The 17,902-nt window shown below is 47.4% G+C and carries 15 protein-coding genes; 13 read left to right on the plus strand and 2 right to left on the minus strand.

Translation table 11 applies throughout. The features are described from left to right. The first annotated feature begins 51 nt into the window (after positions 1 to 51). The 10 genes from ICL80_RS05785 (at position 52) to ICL80_RS05830 (ending at position 11,974) form a co-directional block, all read left to right on the plus strand. Positions 52 to 645, plus strand: coding sequence for a PAS domain-containing protein (locus tag ICL80_RS05785; protein ID WP_194215148.1), 594 nt, complete (start codon positions 52 to 54; stop codon positions 643 to 645). A gap of 269 nt (positions 646 to 914) precedes the next feature. Continuing rightward, positions 915 to 2,015 (plus strand): hypothetical protein, encoded by a 1,101-nt coding sequence (locus tag ICL80_RS05790; protein ID WP_194215149.1) that lies wholly within the window; start codon positions 915 to 917, stop codon positions 2,013 to 2,015. 163 nt (positions 2,016 to 2,178) lie between these two features. Beyond that, positions 2,179 to 3,174: a sulfotransferase family protein gene (locus ICL80_RS05795; RefSeq protein ID WP_194215150.1), complete on the plus strand. Its 996-nt coding sequence runs from the start codon at positions 2,179 to 2,181 to the stop codon at positions 3,172 to 3,174. A gap of 17 nt (positions 3,175 to 3,191) precedes the next feature. After that, positions 3,192 to 4,343, plus strand: a complete 1,152-nt coding sequence (locus tag ICL80_RS05800) for a polysaccharide pyruvyl transferase family protein (RefSeq protein WP_194215151.1) — start codon at positions 3,192 to 3,194, stop codon at positions 4,341 to 4,343. A gap of 8 nt (positions 4,344 to 4,351) precedes the next feature. After that, entirely contained in the window at positions 4,352 to 5,530 is a 1,179-nt protein-coding gene (locus tag ICL80_RS05805; RefSeq protein WP_194215152.1) for a hypothetical protein, read from the plus strand. 183 nt (positions 5,531 to 5,713) lie between these two features. After that, positions 5,714 to 6,619 (plus strand): sulfate adenylyltransferase subunit CysD, encoded by a 906-nt coding sequence (gene cysD, locus ICL80_RS05810; protein WP_194215153.1) that lies wholly within the window; start codon positions 5,714 to 5,716, stop codon positions 6,617 to 6,619. After that, complete coding sequence (cysN, locus tag ICL80_RS05815; RefSeq protein WP_194215154.1) at positions 6,620 to 8,551, plus strand: sulfate adenylyltransferase subunit CysN; 1,932 nt, start codon at positions 6,620 to 6,622, stop codon at positions 8,549 to 8,551. 213 nt (positions 8,552 to 8,764) lie between these two features. Next, on the plus strand, positions 8,765 to 10,804 hold the full coding sequence (locus ICL80_RS05820) for a Gfo/Idh/MocA family oxidoreductase (protein ID WP_194215155.1): 2,040 nt from the start codon (positions 8,765 to 8,767) through the stop codon (positions 10,802 to 10,804). 163 nt (positions 10,805 to 10,967) lie between these two features. After that, positions 10,968 to 11,375, plus strand: a complete 408-nt coding sequence (locus ICL80_RS05825; protein ID WP_194215156.1) for a hypothetical protein — start codon at positions 10,968 to 10,970, stop codon at positions 11,373 to 11,375. Between the two features lie 107 nt (positions 11,376 to 11,482). Further along, a complete protein-coding gene (locus tag ICL80_RS05830; protein ID WP_194215157.1) occupies positions 11,483 to 11,974 on the plus strand; it encodes a hypothetical protein in 492 nt (163 codons plus the stop codon). Between the two features lie 24 nt (positions 11,975 to 11,998). Here ICL80_RS05830 and ICL80_RS05835 read toward each other — a convergent pair whose 3' ends face one another. Next, positions 11,999 to 13,543 (minus strand): LTA synthase family protein, encoded by a 1,545-nt coding sequence (locus tag ICL80_RS05835; protein ID WP_194215158.1) that lies wholly within the window; start codon positions 13,541 to 13,543, stop codon positions 11,999 to 12,001. Beyond that, positions 13,540 to 14,829, minus strand: coding sequence for a capsule biosynthesis protein (locus ICL80_RS05840; RefSeq protein ID WP_194215159.1), 1,290 nt, complete (start codon positions 14,827 to 14,829; stop codon positions 13,540 to 13,542). Before ICL80_RS05840 ends, ICL80_RS05835 begins: the two co-directional genes overlap by 4 nt. A 536-nt stretch (positions 14,830 to 15,365) precedes the next feature. Between ICL80_RS05840 and ICL80_RS05845 the strand changes: the two genes are divergently transcribed. The 3 genes from ICL80_RS05845 to ICL80_RS05855 all read left to right on the plus strand — a co-directional run bounded on the left by ICL80_RS05845 (position 15,366) and on the right by ICL80_RS05855 (position 17,882). Beyond that, complete coding sequence (locus ICL80_RS05845) at positions 15,366 to 16,385, plus strand: KpsF/GutQ family sugar-phosphate isomerase (RefSeq protein ID WP_194215160.1); 1,020 nt, start codon at positions 15,366 to 15,368, stop codon at positions 16,383 to 16,385. A 67-nt stretch (positions 16,386 to 16,452) separates the two neighbouring features. Further along, a complete protein-coding gene (locus tag ICL80_RS05850; protein WP_194215161.1) occupies positions 16,453 to 17,235 on the plus strand; it encodes an ABC transporter permease in 783 nt (260 codons plus the stop codon). After that, the gene (locus ICL80_RS05855; RefSeq protein WP_194215162.1) at positions 17,232 to 17,882 is read left to right on the plus strand and encodes an ABC transporter ATP-binding protein; all 651 of its coding nucleotides are present in this window, start codon (positions 17,232 to 17,234) and stop codon (positions 17,880 to 17,882) included. The genes ICL80_RS05850 and ICL80_RS05855 overlap by 4 nt, the downstream gene beginning before the upstream one ends. Positions 17,883 to 17,902: the final 20 nt, after the last annotated feature.

A 17,902-nucleotide genomic window follows, 5' to 3' on the forward strand; every position in this document is an offset into this window, starting at 1 on the left:
GTGATATAAACTATTATAGCGATGTATATGCCTTTGGTGGTTGGAGTAAAAATGAGCGCTTTGCCAAAAAGCGAAAGACTATCGGACCAGCATTTGAAAGACGCAAAACGGCTGTTTTCATCGCTCAAATCCTGTTGGCACGAAATGGCAAAAGACGCTGGTGGTATTCCGTTCCGAAAACAATTTTCCCCTGCAAAAGTAAAGAGCCTGCTGCCCTATCTTTATATGATGGAGCTAAATGAAGATAACGAAATTCGTTTTCGGCACCGAGGTACCGGGATTGAGCGTTCAACAAATCATCGCTTTTTAATTGGCGACCATATGGATACTTACGGCCCGGAAGACTGGGCTCGATTACACCGGTATTTTAATGTTATCTTTTCCGGTCCGTGCGCGGCAGAAGCTGATTGGCGCTATTTTTGCCGGGAAAATCTGGTTTTTGATATGGTAAACTATAGCCTGCCTCTTTATGGACGCGATAAAACACAGCGTCTGTCGATCGGCGTTATGATGGTGTGGCCAAATTACGATTCTGAGCTTCTTGAGCATTGCACGGATCAAGATTACAGTGTTTGCAGGCACGGTGTTTATCTGGATGTTGGGTACGGTGTTCCTAAGGGCATTACAGAAATTCGGGGGCGCTAACAAAGCGCGCCGATAAAAATATTGGCGCTATCATGCATATTCCCATTTATCAGCCTATTCATCAGTGACGTTTGTGTTCTTGGTCGTCGTGAGTTCAGAAGCGATTATGCTTCGGTATAGGCTTTGATGAGATGATGGATGAAGTGAGCCAGAAATAAACTGGTTTGACTTTTCTGTTCGCTATTGCCTATGGATGGCCTATAACTTTACGTAAAGCGAGTATGATGTTTCTGCTTGATGCAGATGTTGGTAGTTAAGGAAATGACCAGATGTTAGTTGACAATAAGGCGTGGCGCGTGCGTTTTTTTCGTCACATGAGGCACTGGTCATGGTTCTTTTTTATCAACCAGTATGATGCTGACCACCTGATTGTTGCCGATGATTTTTTTCTGCACGAAGTGGAAAATAGTTCGCCGCGCAGGCTAAAATGCAAGCTTGCCTCTCTTCATGCGGTGCATGAAGCCGTAACTGACGAAATCGAGAAGATACTGGTTTTTTGCCAGCAGGGTGAGATGGCTCTGGTTAGAGAGCTTCAGGCACGCTATCCAGACAAAACCGTTGTATCAGGAACCTATACTTATGCGCTCACCGGGCCAGACAGGTCCCCGCGTATGTTGCCTACGGTACCGTATGTACAGCTAGACACCCAGTCTTATGGGAAACCGGTTTTTATATTGTCAACGGCTTATGCTGACGCAGAATTTATTGCGCAGGTGTTTGTAGAAAACGGCCTTCCGCTGTTTCATGAACATTTGGGGCGTCTGTTTGTGTCGTGGTTGTCTGTGCACCAGCATTTTCAGGTTAGCAGGTTTTATGATGCTGCTCAGCGCCGGTTTAGCAGGAAAGGGCACTTTTTCAGCTTGCTGCAAATAGATGTATTGCAAGCGGTCTTTGATAATACGCCTTTTAAATTGAACAGGTTTATTCGGTTTCTGGAACAGTCAGGGGCTAAAGTCATCCTTGTGTCGCAAGATGACCATATCACCCAGTCTGTAAGGGCAGAGTTTCTGGATCAGTCCATCGAACGCTCTGTCTGGACCCAAAAGACAGATAAGAAACGCATTGTGAAGACATGGGCTTCAGGCATAACCGGGTGGATTAAGCGATGCTTACGCTTTGAGCAGCAAGAGCATATCCTTAACGCGGTGGAAGATGCGGGCATTCCCAGTTACAGAATTACGCTCGAAGCATTTCTGCAAAATCAGGAACTATCTATACGCGAAATGGCAGATTTTATAGGGTTTCCAATAGAAGGCGATATTACCGTTGGCGATTACAGCGTGGTGGATACGCATGCGCCCACGTTACAGGATGCAGTCGTTGCCTTTAGACGCGAGATGATTGATAGACTTGGCATTAATATGTCTTGATAAAGACACACTCTCCTTGTCATTTAGGGTGTTGGTATGGGCAGTTATGCTGGGGGTGGGCGTGTGTTTTTACGCTTATTCTCGCCTTGATCTTTTGGCTAGGGCAAGCTTATAAGTGCCCTGTAATAATTGGCCCTTCAAAAGGGTGTAACTTGGTATTGATATGGCAAATAAACACATAATTCTCGGAACACCGTCGAAAAGTGAGGAAAAGACACTGGTTATTATGGGGGCTCCTCGTGGGGGCACTTCCATGGTTGCTGGTGCCTTTCGGGAACTCGGTGTGGATTTAGGCAGCCGCCTGGGTGAAAATCACGAGGATCCAAAGTTTTTAACAAAAGACCTTGATGAACTGCGGGAGCGTATTGCAGTCAGGAATGCAGAAACGCCAGCATGGGGTTGGAAAATGCCCCATAGCTTGCATTATATCGAGGAACTTTTGCCTGATATTCGCAACCCTCATTTTGTGTTCGTTTTTCGGAATATGCTTTCGACAACAATGAGCCAGGTCAACCGGTCCAAAAACGATACGACCGTGGAAAATGCGCTCAGATTTTCGCTGCGACAAAATGTGATCATGGCAGAATTAATCGAAAAGCTGGATATACCAATGCTCTTGATTAACTATGATAGGGCTGTTGAAAGCAAAGATGAATTTATACAGGCCGCGACAGATTTTATGAATCTGACCGTTACACCAGAACAGCGACAGAACTGCCGAGATTTTATCGACCCTGAAACAGGCTACAAGCAGGTGTCGCTGGCTTATTACGGCGTTGAGCAGGTGATGGCTGAAAACCACCCTGACCCCTTGAAAATTAAACGTGTTAACCGCCAGATAGCGCCCGACAAGGCCAAGGGCGGGCTTGTTGCGACAGGGGATCACCCCGCGATAATTTTCCGGACAACGGAAGATAACCCCATGCCGGCTGAATTTGTATTGAAACTGGTTAACCGGTCACAGGAAAAGTCATCCATGAAACTGCTTTTCGATTTTGATTGGCAGTTTTCACAGAATATGGCCTACAAACAAAAAGTTGAGCCGGGTGTGTCTGCTTTTAAAATTAAAACAAATGGCGGCTTGAAGCGGATTGCAGTTGTGCCGGAAATTCATGATACCATGAGTGACCTGATACTTTTCGAAACACTTAAAGTCTGATCAGTAAAAGGATTACAATGCGAATTTTAATGACTGGTGCAGGCCATTTCCTGGACAAGGCAGACATTGTCGGTAAAGACCTCAAAGAGCTGATGGTATTATCTGGCGGTAACTCCGGTAATTATATGATCGGGCACGGCGCGATGTATCACCTGAAGCGTGCGGCGGGTGATGCGGGCACGGTTACATACATGAAATTGTCGCAGTTGCGGTTTGCTGATAAAGTTTACCTTGAAGAAAACTTTGATATCATTGTGGTGGCGGGTGCCAATATGATCAACGAGCGGGCTGATTTTGCTTTTATATACCGGGCATTAAAGAACGTAAACCTGCCTGTCATGGCCTTTGGTGTGGGGGCGCAGGCGGAGTCTAGTCAGGTAGAGTTAACGCCCCCCGGCGGTACCATCAACTTCATGAAGTTGATCGCGGAGCGTTCTGACCGGATCGGTGTGAGGGGCAGTTATACAGCGGAAGTTCTATCAAAGTGTGGGGTTAAAAATGTCGAGGTTAATGGCTGCCCGTCATACTATATTAATAGTCATGATAAAGATTTCCGCATAACCGTTCCAAAACGTGATGAGCTTCAAAACTTCAAGGTTTCCCTAACCATGAAGCGGGACCGCAAGAAATATCACGCCGATGACCAATTGCGAGATTATCAGAAGCGTATGTTCCGCGAGGGTTTCGATCATAACTACAAGCTTGTGGTTCAAACCGAGATGCTGGAAGGCAATATTGGCTTCTCCAAAAAAATAGATGAAGATGCCCTAAAGCGTTTTCGCAAGCACTTTGAGATAGCAGATTCTGATCTGGAAAGAGGCCGCGAATGGCTTTTGAACAATGTGGGGATCTTTTTTACATATCAGGAATGGTCGGACTTTCTCTCTGACATTGATTTTTCCTATGGCGCCCGTTTCCACGGCAATATGATGGCGCTGATGAAAGGTATCCCGACCCTTGCTATCACACATGACAGCAGAACGCGGGAGCTATGCGAGTTTCTGAATATACCGGCCCATCCGGTAGAAAAGCTTGTGGAGGGCACAGAGGCAATTTACGAGCTTTATGATGCACTTGATTACAGCTATTTCAACAGCCAGTATCATGCTCTTTGTGACCGCTTTAATCAGTTTATGGTGGATAACTTAAAGAAAAGCCCTGTGGATTAGGCTTGGAAATGTCCGAGTTTCTCAAGATTGTTAATAATGGTGCAAGCCGCACGTTGGTGGTTTTTTCTTCTGCGCGGGTGCGAGCGGGAAAGTTTTCTGGTACGCGCGCTTTTACGGACCTCAGTTCAAACTATGTGTATGTAAATTGCCCCAATAATAATTGGTACCTGAACCCCATTCCCGGTTTGGGGGACCACCCGGCAGACGTGGCGGAAAGACTGGAACAGGAATTGCGCGCACTAGGTAGCACCGAGGTTATTACCTACGGCGGCTCTATGGGGGGCTACGGGGCTATTTTATACGGTGCCATGGTAAAGGCTGACCACTGTATCGCAACAGGTGTGGAGGTCGCGCTTGGCACAGAAGGGGCCTTTTTTAACAAGCTATGCGAAGAAACGATCCCTGATGACCGCAAACAGCTTTTTATGGCGGCTGTTAAAGCGGCAGAAACCACGCAGTTTCATTGTTTTTACGGGGAATTGTGCGCCTATGACCTTTGGGGTTCCTTACAGTTACCCCGGCAGGATAATGTCCATATTCACACAATCCGAAATGAAGACCATTCCCTGCCGCCGCTGCTGAACCATTTTTTTGGTATGGAGCAGTTCGTTCTGTCCTGTTGCTCCCCCGGTTCGGCTGCGCCGTGGCAAGCAATGACGGGGACAATAACACGCTATCCAGATGCTATTCGCGCCCTCTACAGGCATGATGTGCTTGGGGAACGGGGCGATGATATTGAAGCGGCATTTGATGCGTGCCTGCTGCACATGGACGGGCTTAGCGCTAGCATTCTTCATTTAAAACGCGCCATTTTAAAGCGGCAGCGCAAAGACCTAGAAGGTGCTTATAGTGACATTATAGTGGCTGTAGAAAATAACCCGGATTTCTATCTGGCTTTGGTGCATGCCGCCAATATGGCCTTGTCTATTGGTAAAAAGGAAGAAGCACTAGACTTTGCCCGCAAGGCGCAGGGCTTTATTATTGACCGTATCCGGCCTTTTTATCAGGCCCGGTACACGCTTATAAGGTGCCTTATACACGCCGGGCAGCTTGAGGAGGCGGGCGCAGAATTGAACGCTATGAAGGAAAAATTTGCGGTTGCCTCAAAAAAGAATACGCACTGGTCGCGTATTAATGAATTAGAGAATGTTCTTACTCAAAGGGCGGCGAGATTATCATTGCAATAATATTAATTATATTAGAATAAAATTCTTGTGTAGGTTATTTTTACCCATGCATAAGAAAATATTATTTCAATTTATGTTGTTCTTGCGTTAAACAGCGCCCATCTGTAAAAGCCTGATATGTTTATGGCTGTGTCTTTATCGCAGCGCGCTTAAAATATAATGGACGCAATTGGTACCTGTTTAATGACAAAAACGCTGACACACCTAAAGCGGCTTGAAGCCGAAAGTATCCACATCATGCGCGAGGTTGCGGCTGAGGTCGAGAACCCGGTTATGCTGTATTCCATTGGTAAAGACAGCAGTGTGATGCTGCATCTGGCGATGAAAGCGTTTTACCCTAGTAAGCCGCCGTTCCCGGTTATGCATGTGGATACCACATGGAAATTCCGTGAGATGATCGAGTTCCGCGATAAAATATGCAAGCAGTATGGCCTTGATCTTATTGTGCATATTAATGAGCAGGGCGTAAAAGACGGCGTTGGCCCGTTTACGCACGGCAGCGCGGTACACACAGACATTATGAAAACAACGGCCTTGAAGCAGGCGCTTGATAAATACAAGTTTGATGCAGCTTTTGGCGGCGCGCGCCGCGACGAGGAAAAGTCTCGCGCGAAAGAGCGGATATTCTCTTTCCGCTCTGCGCAGCACCGGTGGGACCCAAAGAACCAGCGCCCAGAGCTGTGGAACATTTATAACACCCGTAAATCACCGGGTGAAAGCATTCGTGTGTTCCCGCTTTCTAACTGGACCGAGCTTGATATCTGGCAGTATATCCACCTTGAGAATATACCGATGATCCCGCTTTATCTCGCTAAAAAACGCCCAGTTGTGGAGCGCGACGGCCAGCTTATTATGGTGGATGATGACCGTATGCCACTGAATGAAGGCGAAACACCAGAAATGAAAATGGTGCGTTTCCGCACGCTTGGCTGTTACCCCTTAACCGGTGCAGTGGAAAGTGAGGCGGCAACGCTGACCGACGTTATTCAGGAAATGCTGCTGACCAAAACATCAGAGCGCCAAGGCCGCGTTATCGACCACGATAGCAGCGCCTCAATGGAAAAGAAAAAACAAGAGGGGTATTTCTAAATGTCCCACCAAAGTGACCTTATTGCAGAAGACATTCAGGCGTACCTAAAGGCGCAGGAAGAAAAATCCATGCTGCGGTTCATTACCTGCGGCAGTGTTGACGATGGTAAATCCACGCTTATTGGCCGTTTGCTGTACGATAGTAAAATGATCTTTGAAGATCAGCTCGCGTCGCTTGAAAGCGACAGTAAAAAAATGGGCACGCAGGGCCAGGAAATTGATTTCGCCTTGCTGGTGGACGGGCTGGCGGCTGAGCGCGAGCAAGGCATCACCATTGATGTCGCTTACCGCTTTTTCAGTACCGACAAGCGCAAGTTCATTGTGGCGGATACACCAGGCCACGAACAATATACCCGCAATATGGCAACGGGCGCTTCAACCGCTGACCTTGCCATTCTGCTGATCGACGCGCGCAAGGGTATTCTGACCCAAACACGCCGTCACAGCTTTATTGCGTCGCTTTTGGGTATCAAGAACATCGTGCTTGCGGTGAACAAGATCGACCTTGTGGATTACAGCGAAAGTGTGGTTCGCACGATTGAGGCAGGCTATAGGGAATTTGCGAAAGATTTTGGTTTCCGCACCATTGAAGCGATCCCCATGTCGGCCTTGAAGGGTGATAACATTATCACTAAAAGTGACCGCACACCGTGGTACACGGGCCCCGCGCTTATGCACCATCTGGAGACAATTCCGGTAGGGGATGCACGCCAAGCTGCGCCGTTCCGTATGCCGGTGCAGTGGGTGAACCGCCCGAACCTTGATTTCAGGGGCTTCTCTGGCACGATTGCCTCTGGCACCATCAAGGTGGGCGACAAGATCAAGGCGCTGCCAAACGCGCAGGAAAGCACGATCAAATCTATTGTCACGTATGACGGCGAGCTAGACGAGGCTGTCGCGGGCGAAGCGGTAACCCTAACGCTGACAGACGAGATTGATATTTCGCGCGGTGATGTGATTGCCGGTAAAGACAGCCCACCAGAAGCCGCAGACCAGTTTGAAGCAAAAATTATCTGGATGTCGGCAGATGCTATGCTGCCCGGCAGGCCATACCTGTTTAAAACAGCGAACAAAATGGTGCCCGGCTCGGTAACCGACCTGAAGCACAAAGTGAATGTGAACACGCTAGAGCACACAGCCGCCAAAAAGCTCGACCTGAACGAAATTGGTATCTGTAATATCAGCCTTGATAGCCGCATTGCGTTTGACCCATACGGCACCAACCGCGATATGGGCTCATTCATTATTATCGACCGCATTACCAACACCACAGTGGGTGTGGGCATGATCGATTTTGCGCTACGTCGTGCCTCAAACATCCACTGGCAAGCAATGGATGTGAACAAGCAGGCCCGCGCAGACATGAAGCGCCAGAAACCAGCTATATTGTGGTTCACGGGCTTTTCCGGTTCTGGTAAGTCCACCATTGCAAACATTGTAGAAAAGCGCCTGTTTGCACGGCACCGCCACACCTATGTGCTCGACGGCGATAACGTGCGTCACGGCCTTAACCAAGACCTTGGCTTTACAGATTGCGACCGGGTAGAAAACATCCGCCGGGTGGGTGAAGTGGCAAAATTGATGGTCGACGCTGGCCTGATGGTTATGACAAGCTTTATCTCGCCGTTCCGGGCTGAGCGCCGCATGGTTGCAGACTTGATGGAAGACGGCGAATTTATCGAGGTGTTTGTCGATACCCCGATTGAAACCTGTGCAGAGCGTGACCCGAAAGGCCTGTATAAAAAGGCAAAAGCGGGCGAGATTAAAAACTTCACTGGCTACGATAGCCCGTATGAAGCGCCTGAAAATGCCCATATTCACCTAAAAACGGGTGAAAAATCAGCCGAGGAATGCGCCGACCAGATTATAGATTATCTGGAAGAAAACGGTTATCTGACATCGAATGGCTTTATGGGCGGCGAGGGTATTTAACGATACCGCTCTGCCCAACAGCTTACGCCCCGTGGCCTGACCACGGGGGCCATCTTTAGGATTTCAGAATATACCGCTACTCATGGATACCGGGGTACTTGCCCCGGTATGACAAGGGGCTGGACTCTCGCTAAAGTTTACACCTAAACTTCAAAGGCTGGGCATTACCCGGCCTTTTTATTTGAGCTTTATAATGACCCTAAGAAGACACTGATGACAGAACTCTATAAACTGGTGGCAAAAATAAGTGTCTCTGCATTTGTTGTCTTGTCACTGATAAATGCTCTGCCGTTGCCGTTGCTTGTTTTTCAGCTTGTGGGCGCACTGGTGATTGTATCTTTTCTGGTGTCGTGGAATTCCGTGAAGGTGTATTATGCGAGGATTTCTGGCGAAGAAAATAGAATGCTGTCGTTGTGGGAAAACCACTATTCACCCCTTACATGGCTGATGCAGCACACATTTCGCTTCTTTCGCTTTTTCAGTCCTTTGCAACATATCAAGCGTTTTGTGCGTTTTGTGCGGATGCATTACTCCCTAGGAGAAGTACAAAAGCGCCCTGATTTTCATGCAAAGGACACAGAAGTTTATTTTCTGGTCGTTATGGGCATGTTTATCGTTGCTTATGTGTGTGGTGATAATATTGCTTCATGGCTTGCGTCTTACCCTGCCATTAATATGGAGCGCTGGCGCATTATCATCACCGGGCTTGTTTGCCTTTTAACATTCGAAGCATTTACATGGATTAGCTACTATTTGTTTTGGCGTAATTTTGCTGAAGCACGCTATACGCTTTATCATCCCGCTGAATATTTTGTTATGTTTCCGCTGGTGCTGGGCGTACAGATTATGGGATTTTCCTATATATCTGGCGAAAGCCCGTGGGAGCTCATACAGGCGATTTTTAACGCAACTAAGAACTCCAATTTAAGCGAGTGGAAGGTCACCTTTTTAAAAATACTTAGTTTTTTTTACTTCACTGTCTTTTTTGCTAATTTGCGTTCCATGGTGCCGACGACCAAATTTAAATCTACGACAACTGTTAATATTATTGGTGCGGGGGATGTTGTTATCAACAGGATATTGCCCGCGTTGCTCCGTGAGCGCATGAAAGGTGAGCAGGATTTCCTAAGCCCCCTCACGAAGCGTCATGTTAAGGTCTATACAATCACGGACGATATTGCAGGTGCCCAGACTATAAAGTCAGGTAAGGTATTAGTGCAGAATGCGGCCAAAAGTGCGATCGTGGCAGATACTGTTGCTGAACAAGTTCCGGTTATCATTGCGACACCGTCAGACACGCATTTTGCTTATTTATCTGCACTGGTTTCGTCCGGTGTTAAATGTGCCATTGAAAAACCTATGTCGACAAATGCTGCAGAAATTTCCTTGTTAAAGCAGAATGCAGAAACCTATCGGGCCTCAACCTTTGCCCTGAGTTATTATGCGCTAGAGAAAGCCCTGCCTATTACCTATCTTTTAAGCGGTAATCCCTACTATGAAAGGTTTCTAACAGTAGGCAGTGGCAAGGAGCTTACCCACAGCAAATTGGGACAGCTATACAGAAGTTTGGGGCGGCTGAAATCTCTGGATATTGCCTTGGTGGAAGGGGCTGTTCGTTCACCCAGCGCAGGTAACCGCGCATGGACCGAGGTGCCAAATGGGCTGGCATTTGAAACGCTCATTCATCCGCTTACTATCGCTTACAAATTTATTGCGAAAGAGAGGCTTAACTGGAACAGCTTTACCCCGAAAGTTATAAAAGGCCGCAGTGCCGCTGCGGTAAGCGATAATAAGAAGGTTGAAACATATATTCAATTACGCGGTACAATACCCTACGAAGGGGTAAATGCCCCGGGCAGAGCACCGGGTGATGGTGTGAAAATAAATCTGATAACCGCGAAATATGCGAATGAGCAAACACGGTGCGGCAAGGCCATGTTTGACAATGGTTTTATCACGTTCAATTTCGACCAAATGCAAGCCACTATTAAAAATACAGTGGATGGCACTGAAGAAACCATTATGGTGTGCCCAGAGTTTCAACATAAATACTATGTCCAAACAGATTTGGTACGGCTCTTTTTTAATGCTGGCTGGACTGATCTTCGCTATGATGATTTTGATGATCAGCTTTCACTGCTTGAATGGCTGAGTATAAAAGATTTATCTGGAAAGATTACTTTTTCATATGGATTGGAAAAGGGCTATGCAGCTTTAGAGGAAAAACTGTGTAGAAAAGATTTTGAGGTCTAGCGGCCTAGACGTTATTCCATGAATTTTACCGGCAAGGCCATGCGCGGCATGGTGTATGTGGTGGCGATGGACTGTCGGAAGACAACGACCCTCTAAACTGGCTTGACACTTACCTTATGTTTATGCGCAGCTTGACACTGAGAGAATAAACAGAGGTAGATAGATGAAAACTTGGCTTTGGGGCGCTCTTTTGGGCATGGTGCTTGTCGTGGCACTGGCAACAGGCTGGTTTTTTCTGTTTCTTAACCCGCGTCACTATGATGCAGAAGATTTTGCAGGCGGGCTTGATGCGTTGAACGCCGCTGAAGTAGCCTCGAGTATGCTGCGCACCACTGCGCCGCGCGGCGTGCTACCTAAAGAAAGCTGGCCAACTGCCATAGAAGCACTGCACCCCAAAAAAGTACAGGTTTACCCCACCGGTGTTCTGGTGAAGCTGCACGGGGTGTTTATGCTGGAAAGCGGGATATATTTCCCAACCCCCAAGGTTGCTGCAAAAATAGAAGCCCATGATAGCGAAGGCACCTATCAAAAAATTACTGACAGTATATATAGTTATAGGGTAAAAGGCTAATGGGGAAGTTGAGTAGTGTTGAGTAAAAGGTAGGGTGCAAGCGTGCACTGTGTGCCTTTCCCCCGTGAGCGTTGTGTTTCTGAAAGCGTGAACCACGGGATGTATATATGTCAGCCTATAGCCAAATACAGAATGTTAAATCGATCTTTGCTCTCAGTGAGCTGAAAACCTTTCGCATGCCGGGTGGCATGACCTATGCGGTGGTTGCCCACAATGCTGATACTGGCCTAGTTTGCGATATATGGTTTGGTGATTTTCATACCAGTGAGCAGTTTCGGGAGGTGTTGTACTTTGTGTTGGAGCAGATGCAAACCGGCGCTTATAAATACTGGCTCGCTGACCTCAGGTTTATGTCCAGCAGTTTTTTGGCGGCAAATGACTGGATGGTTGGGGAACTAATGCCTGCTATTTTTGAGGCAGGGCTGGTGCGTGAAGCTGTGGTGCTGCCCGAAAAAATTGTGCAAGCACCTGAAGGTTTTGATGTATTTGGCGCGGCCTCTACCGTTCTTAAAAATCTGGCTGATGGCCGCGTACGTGGTTTTACCAGTATGAAGGCTGCAAAGCAGTGGCTTCTGGAAGGTATCCTCGAAAACTTCTAAGGGAGTGTGTTAGCTTCAGCTTTGTTACAGCAGCTTTAACCCGGCCGTATGTAATATGGTTTCAAAAAATGTTTCGCTGCGCATTGTCTCTGGTATTTCTGATTGAGCAGTGTTTGACCACAGCAGATAGTCAACCGGGGTTTCATCAAAGCCGTATTTTTCAAAAAGCGCGCCGTGGGCTGGCATATGGTCGCCGTAAAGCGCCACTGTGCGTGAGGTGCGCAGGGCGGTTTTGCCAGCGTCCACACTTAACCGCCGGTATAGGGCCAGCAGGTTTTCCATATGGTTCTGATACAAGGCAAACGCAGGGTCACCCATAGGGTTTGCAGCCGTCAGTTTTTCCTCATCCACATGTGCTGCAAGCCGCCCCTCTGCCCACGGGCCATGGCTTTCGATTGTGATGGCAAAGATAAACAGCGGCTCTGTGTGCATGGCATGGTGACCCTGAATGATGTGCTCAATCTCATCAGCAAGGGCATCGTCTGCTATATATTTACCGTAGTAGGGCGCACCCTCAAAGGCTTCAAGGCCAATAAAGTCGTCAAAGCCTAAATTAGGCATCACGTCACTACGACGGAAAAACTCTTTCTTTGCAGGGTGGATGCAAATGGTGCGGTACCCGGCGGCTTTTAGGGCGCGCACATAGGTAGCTACCGGTGTTTGGGCAAAGCGCATATAGGGGTTTATATGGTCAATGCCCAGCAGGCTGTTTTCAATGCCGGAAAGGAATGAAAATTCTGTCTGCATGGTATAGGCACCCCACGCGGGCACTGTAATTTGGCCGGTTAAAACGCCTTTCTCTTCAAGGGCGCGAAGCGGCTTCCACGAGGTGGATTTACCCTCTGGAAGTTTGCTGAAAAGCCGCTCAATATCAAAGTAGCTTTCGCCTTGAATGGCAATAATGTCAGCCGGTTTTTCCGTTACTTTGGTGATATGCAGGGGCCGGTTTCTAAGGGCGGGCTTTTCAGCGCTGCCGCCAAGCAGCAGGCGGTATAGATAGATGGTGGGAAACAGGCCAAAGGCGCGGGCATCTGTGCCCACATGCAGGCTCAGGCCGTAATCTTTCATGGTTGTTTCATTGATGAAACGCTTGAATGCTAAACGCAGGAGGTAAAGCCCCACAAACCAGAAAATAAGCACTATGGCCCACGGTATTTGGTTATATACGGCAAGCGGTGCCTCTAGCCAAAATGCCACCCCCACAAGGCTCGTGAACACACTGATGACCAGAATAAGCAACGGCCAGCCAACATAGGAGACATAAAATTCGGGGTAAATATACAGGTTTCTGAGGTTGTCAAAATCATGGGCATTAAAAGGTTCGCGCAGAATTTCAAGTTTCTTGTTCGATACTGCCGTTAGTCCGCCGTAATATAGCAGTGCCCCAGCAAAACCCAAAAACTCGCGCCCCGTAACAATCACACAGGTGCCGTAAACAAGCACACCAACAAGAGGGCACAGAATATAAAATGCCGCACGCCTTTGCTGGCTCTCTGTATGCAGTGATGCGGTAAACCATTCAGCCATAAAAGGCAGAATAAAAACGGCAGTAACAAGGGTTATACTCATAAAGCTTTGGGGCTTTCTTGCGTGTTTGGTATTTGAGCTAGTAGCTTTTTGACGGCAGATTCTACCACAAGCGCCATGCCTTTTCTGGTAAAGAAATCACCGTATAGCTGGCTCTCTGTGCGCACAAGCTTTATAAAAGCGGCGACCAGTTCCGGGTCAGGTTTTTCCGGGTTTTCCCAAAAGCTGTCAAGCGGGCCTTGGGCAGAAAGCCCTGCCATATCATAAAAGGCACGACCCATTACTTTTATCGGGATACTAAGCTGCAAGGCCTTAAAGCCTACGGTGCTATTAATCATCACGGCGCCTTTTGCGTTCATGAGCATCATATCAAGGTCGCCGCCTTCCACATAATCAACCCGTTTGGAGATTTTATACTGCCGGGCAAGGTCTGTGATCAGGAAACGGTAGTCAATAATGCCATTATCGAGCGGGTGCATTTTAAAAAGCAGCCGTGACTTTTTCGAGGCATGCGCCGCAAAAGACTGGATTACTTCCATAATGAAGGTGGGCACATTCGGGTAATTTGAATGCTCTCTGATCTGGAAATCACTGTTAAGCTGGAGCGGGACCAGAAAATACTGCTCATGGTATTTTTTGTAATGTGCCAGCAGCGCTTTGTTCTGGTCACCGTGTTGTAGTTTGCGCCAAAACCGCCCAAACCAGCCAATTAATTCGTCGGTAGCATCGTTTGGCCTGTGGGTTTTATAGTGCGGGTAAAAGGGCTTGCCGCCAAGTCGCCCTGCATGGAAAGCCAGATCCCAAAATACCCGCGCTACCATGGGATTAGGTATGGGGGTGGCTGTGTCAGTAAGCGTTTCTTCTGTGGTTAAAGCGGCAGCCTTTTCAAGCACGACTTCGGCGCTGCGCGGTAAAGGTGAATGATCATTTGTGCCGCCAACTTCAAGCGTAACCCAGTGTGGGCGCGTGTAGCCTTCTTCAAATACATGTACTGCAATACTGTGTTTTTTTGCTACAGCAATGGCGGTTTTATGAATAGGCCTGCAATCTCCAAACAGAATAATATCTGTAATTGCTTTTTCTTTCAGGGTTGTGCTGTAAAAATGCTCCAGATTTTCGGGTGTATCCTTAAACCTTATATGTGAAACAGCGGTACTCCCCCGTGCGAGAAGCCAGTCACCACCACAAAAATGGACACGGTAAACCTTGTGTCCTTCGGCGGCTAACCTGTTTGAAAGAACCGTAAAAAACCGGGTTGAAAGCCCCTGTAGCACTAAAAATGTGCGGGCTGTCGTCGGGGGTAGGGTCAGGCCGGTGTCATCTGGCATGGCATGTTGTTCTTTCCTGGTCCTTGCAGCAAACACAAAATGCAAGGGGCCAGACCCTAGTATCAAATGTGAATTTAGGGTTCAAATGGTTTGTGCATATCGTTCATTTTACGTTCAGCTAAATCACCCTATGACGTAAATCACACGATGTTTCAAAAGTTTACCTGTATATCCCATGAACAGGGAGGTTGACGGTCTGAGAGAGGCGTATTATGAAGGAATTATTGTGTCATATTATTTCAATAAGACAAAGATGTGTAGGCTCTTCAAAAAGTAAAGGGCTGGAATTAAGCTAAAATTGCTATTGTTAAGAGACTTTGTATCCAGTTTAAACATATTCATATTTCAGCAATGATCTTTATGGGAAATGTATAAATTGTTGAAAATATTATAGAATTATTGAGCAGCTACAACCTGTATGATATGCCAGTGCCGCAACGACATAAAAATGCCCTATTCAGTGACAACGGTAAAGAAAACAAATAGTAGAAGCCTTTAGGGACGAAAAAAGTATGAGAACCTTAGGGGGGAAAAATATGACTGCTTCTGTGGATCAGGCAAAAGCCACTGAAAATGTCCTTGAACTTCCGGTTGGCCTTAAAGCAGATTTCGGCCGCACACTTGAAAATATCGGTGCCAGCTTTTTAAAGCAAGGTCAGGCTCTGGAGCGATTGTCGCAGTCCTATGATGAAGAGGCTTTCCGAGAAGCCATTATGGCGCTGATGAACACCACCGGCCATGTTATTGTGATTGGTATGGGCAAGTCTGGCCATGTAGCACGTAAAATTTCAGCAACGCTTGCATCAACTGGTACACCGTCGTTTTTTCTGCATCCGGCAGAAGCCTCTCACGGTGATCTGGGTATGGTAACGCAGGATGATACCCTGCTGCTTATTTCATATTCTGGCGAAACGCAGGAACTGTCCCAGCTTTTGCCGTCACTTAAAAACTTTGGTAATAAAATTCTCGCCATTACCAGCGCAAAATCTTCCACACTTGGCCGGGCCGCAGATATTGTACTTGAGGTGCCTGTAGCAGAAGAGGTGTGCCCGCATAATCTGGTGCCGACCACTTCTATTGTTCTAACCGTTGCGATCGGTGACGCGCTGGCGATCTCGCTTATGACACTGCGGGATTTTCACGCCAAGGATTTTGCCCGCTACCACCCAGGTGGGTCGCTTGGCCGCAGGCTGCTAACCAAGGTGGGCGAGGCTATGCTAACAGCAAGCGTGCCTGTTGTGCAGCCAGATATGGTGCTTCTGGAACTTGCGGCTGAAATGGCAGGCGGCGCGGCCGGTGTTGCCATTGTGGTTGATGCCGACAAGAAACCGCTAGGCGTTGTCACAAAAGGCCAGCTTGCGGTGGCTCTTAGGGTTACGCGCCGTGTGCGCGAAGTCAGTGCATATCAATGTATGGGTAAAGACTTTTACACTATCTACAAAGACCAGATAGTAGATGATGCAGAAAGCCTGCTCAGGTCCAAGGAAGTTAAATTTTTGGTGGTGGTTGACCGTGCGGGCATATATCAGGGTGTGTATAAACACGATGAGTCCTGACCGGGCTTGCGTGCGTCTGCCTGATATGGCTTGCATGTCAGAACCAGTTCAGGAATAGTGCCTCCCCATGAAAGCCAGATCTGCCATATCAATTCAGCGCGATGTGATATTCGCGATCTTCCTGCGGGAAATGAATGCCCGGTTTAAAAGCTATACCTTCGGTAATATCTGGATTATTTTAGAGCCACTCCTGATGATATCGGTGTTTTTGGTGCTTTTTGGTGCGCGGGGACGTGGTGAATTTGGCTATGTTGAACCGCCGGTGTTTATTTTGGCGGGTTTTTTACCATTCCGCACACTTTGGCAGGCTACAATGCGGAAAAACATGTCTGCTTTGGGCGGGGCCAAAGGGTTGCTCGGGTTTCGGCAGGTACGCCTTTTTGATATTTTCATGGCCCGTAGTTTGGTCGAGGGCGGCATATTTTTAGTGTCGGGTACGGCTTTGGTGTTGATCATGATGTGGCTGGGTTTTGCGCCCTTGCCGAATGATCCTTTGTTTATGCTGTTCTATGCTGCACATCTGTGGCTTTTTGCCATATTTTTTGGCATTTTGGCCTGCGTTATTGCCAGTATTGCAAGAGAAGTTGAAAAACTGGTTAACCTCTTCACAATGCCGCTTATGTTTGTGTCGGCTGTTTTTTACCCGATGACAATTGTGCCTGCCCGGTATCAGGACTTGATGGCACTCAACCCGCTGGTTCATGCAAGTGAGCTTATTCGGGAAGCATGGCTGCCGGGATATATTAGCCCTGTTGCCAGTTATGAGTATTTGTTTGTCTGGATACTTATATTGTCGGCATTGGCTGTTTCGGCTTACAGGCTGCGCTGGCAAAGGATGCTGGCACGATGATCCGGCTCGAACATGTTTCAAAATATTATCCCACGCGGTTTGGGCCTAAATATGTGCTGAAAAACTTGACATTCTCTGTCCCTGACGACAGGGATGTTGCCATTCTGGGTGTTAATGGGGCCGGAAAATCAACATTAATCAGGCTTTTAGGTGGTATTGATTTTCCCTCTCACGGAAAAATACATTCTGACAGATTTATCAGCTGGCCGCTTGCTTTGGCTTCAGGGTTTCAAAACAGCATGTCAGGCCGGGAAAATGTTCGGTTTGTTTGTCGTATCCACGGGATAGAAAAAACCAAAGAAATTGAAGAATTTGTCAAAGAATTTTCTGAGCTGGGGAAAAGCTTTGAACTACCGGTTGGAAGTTATTCGTCCGGGATGAAATCAAAATATTCTTTTGCAGTTTCGATGGGTTTCGATTTTGACACATATTTACTTGATGAGATTATGGCTGTAGGGGATGCCTCGTTTAAGAGGAAGTGTTCCAAGGCACTGGCAGATAAACGGGCTTCAGCAAATATAATCCTTGTGTCTCATAATGAAGGGACTATCAAAGAGCATTGTAATGCCGCAATTTTACTTGCATATGGCAGGGCAGAATTCTACGAAAGTATAGATCGTGCCCTGTTTCGGTATCAAAACTTATAATGAAGACGTGCCAAAAGCTT

The sequence above is a fragment of the Kordiimonas pumila genome (genome assembly GCF_015240255.1).
In the GTDB taxonomy this organism is placed as follows: domain Bacteria; phylum Pseudomonadota; class Alphaproteobacteria; order Sphingomonadales; family Kordiimonadaceae; genus Kordiimonas; species Kordiimonas pumila.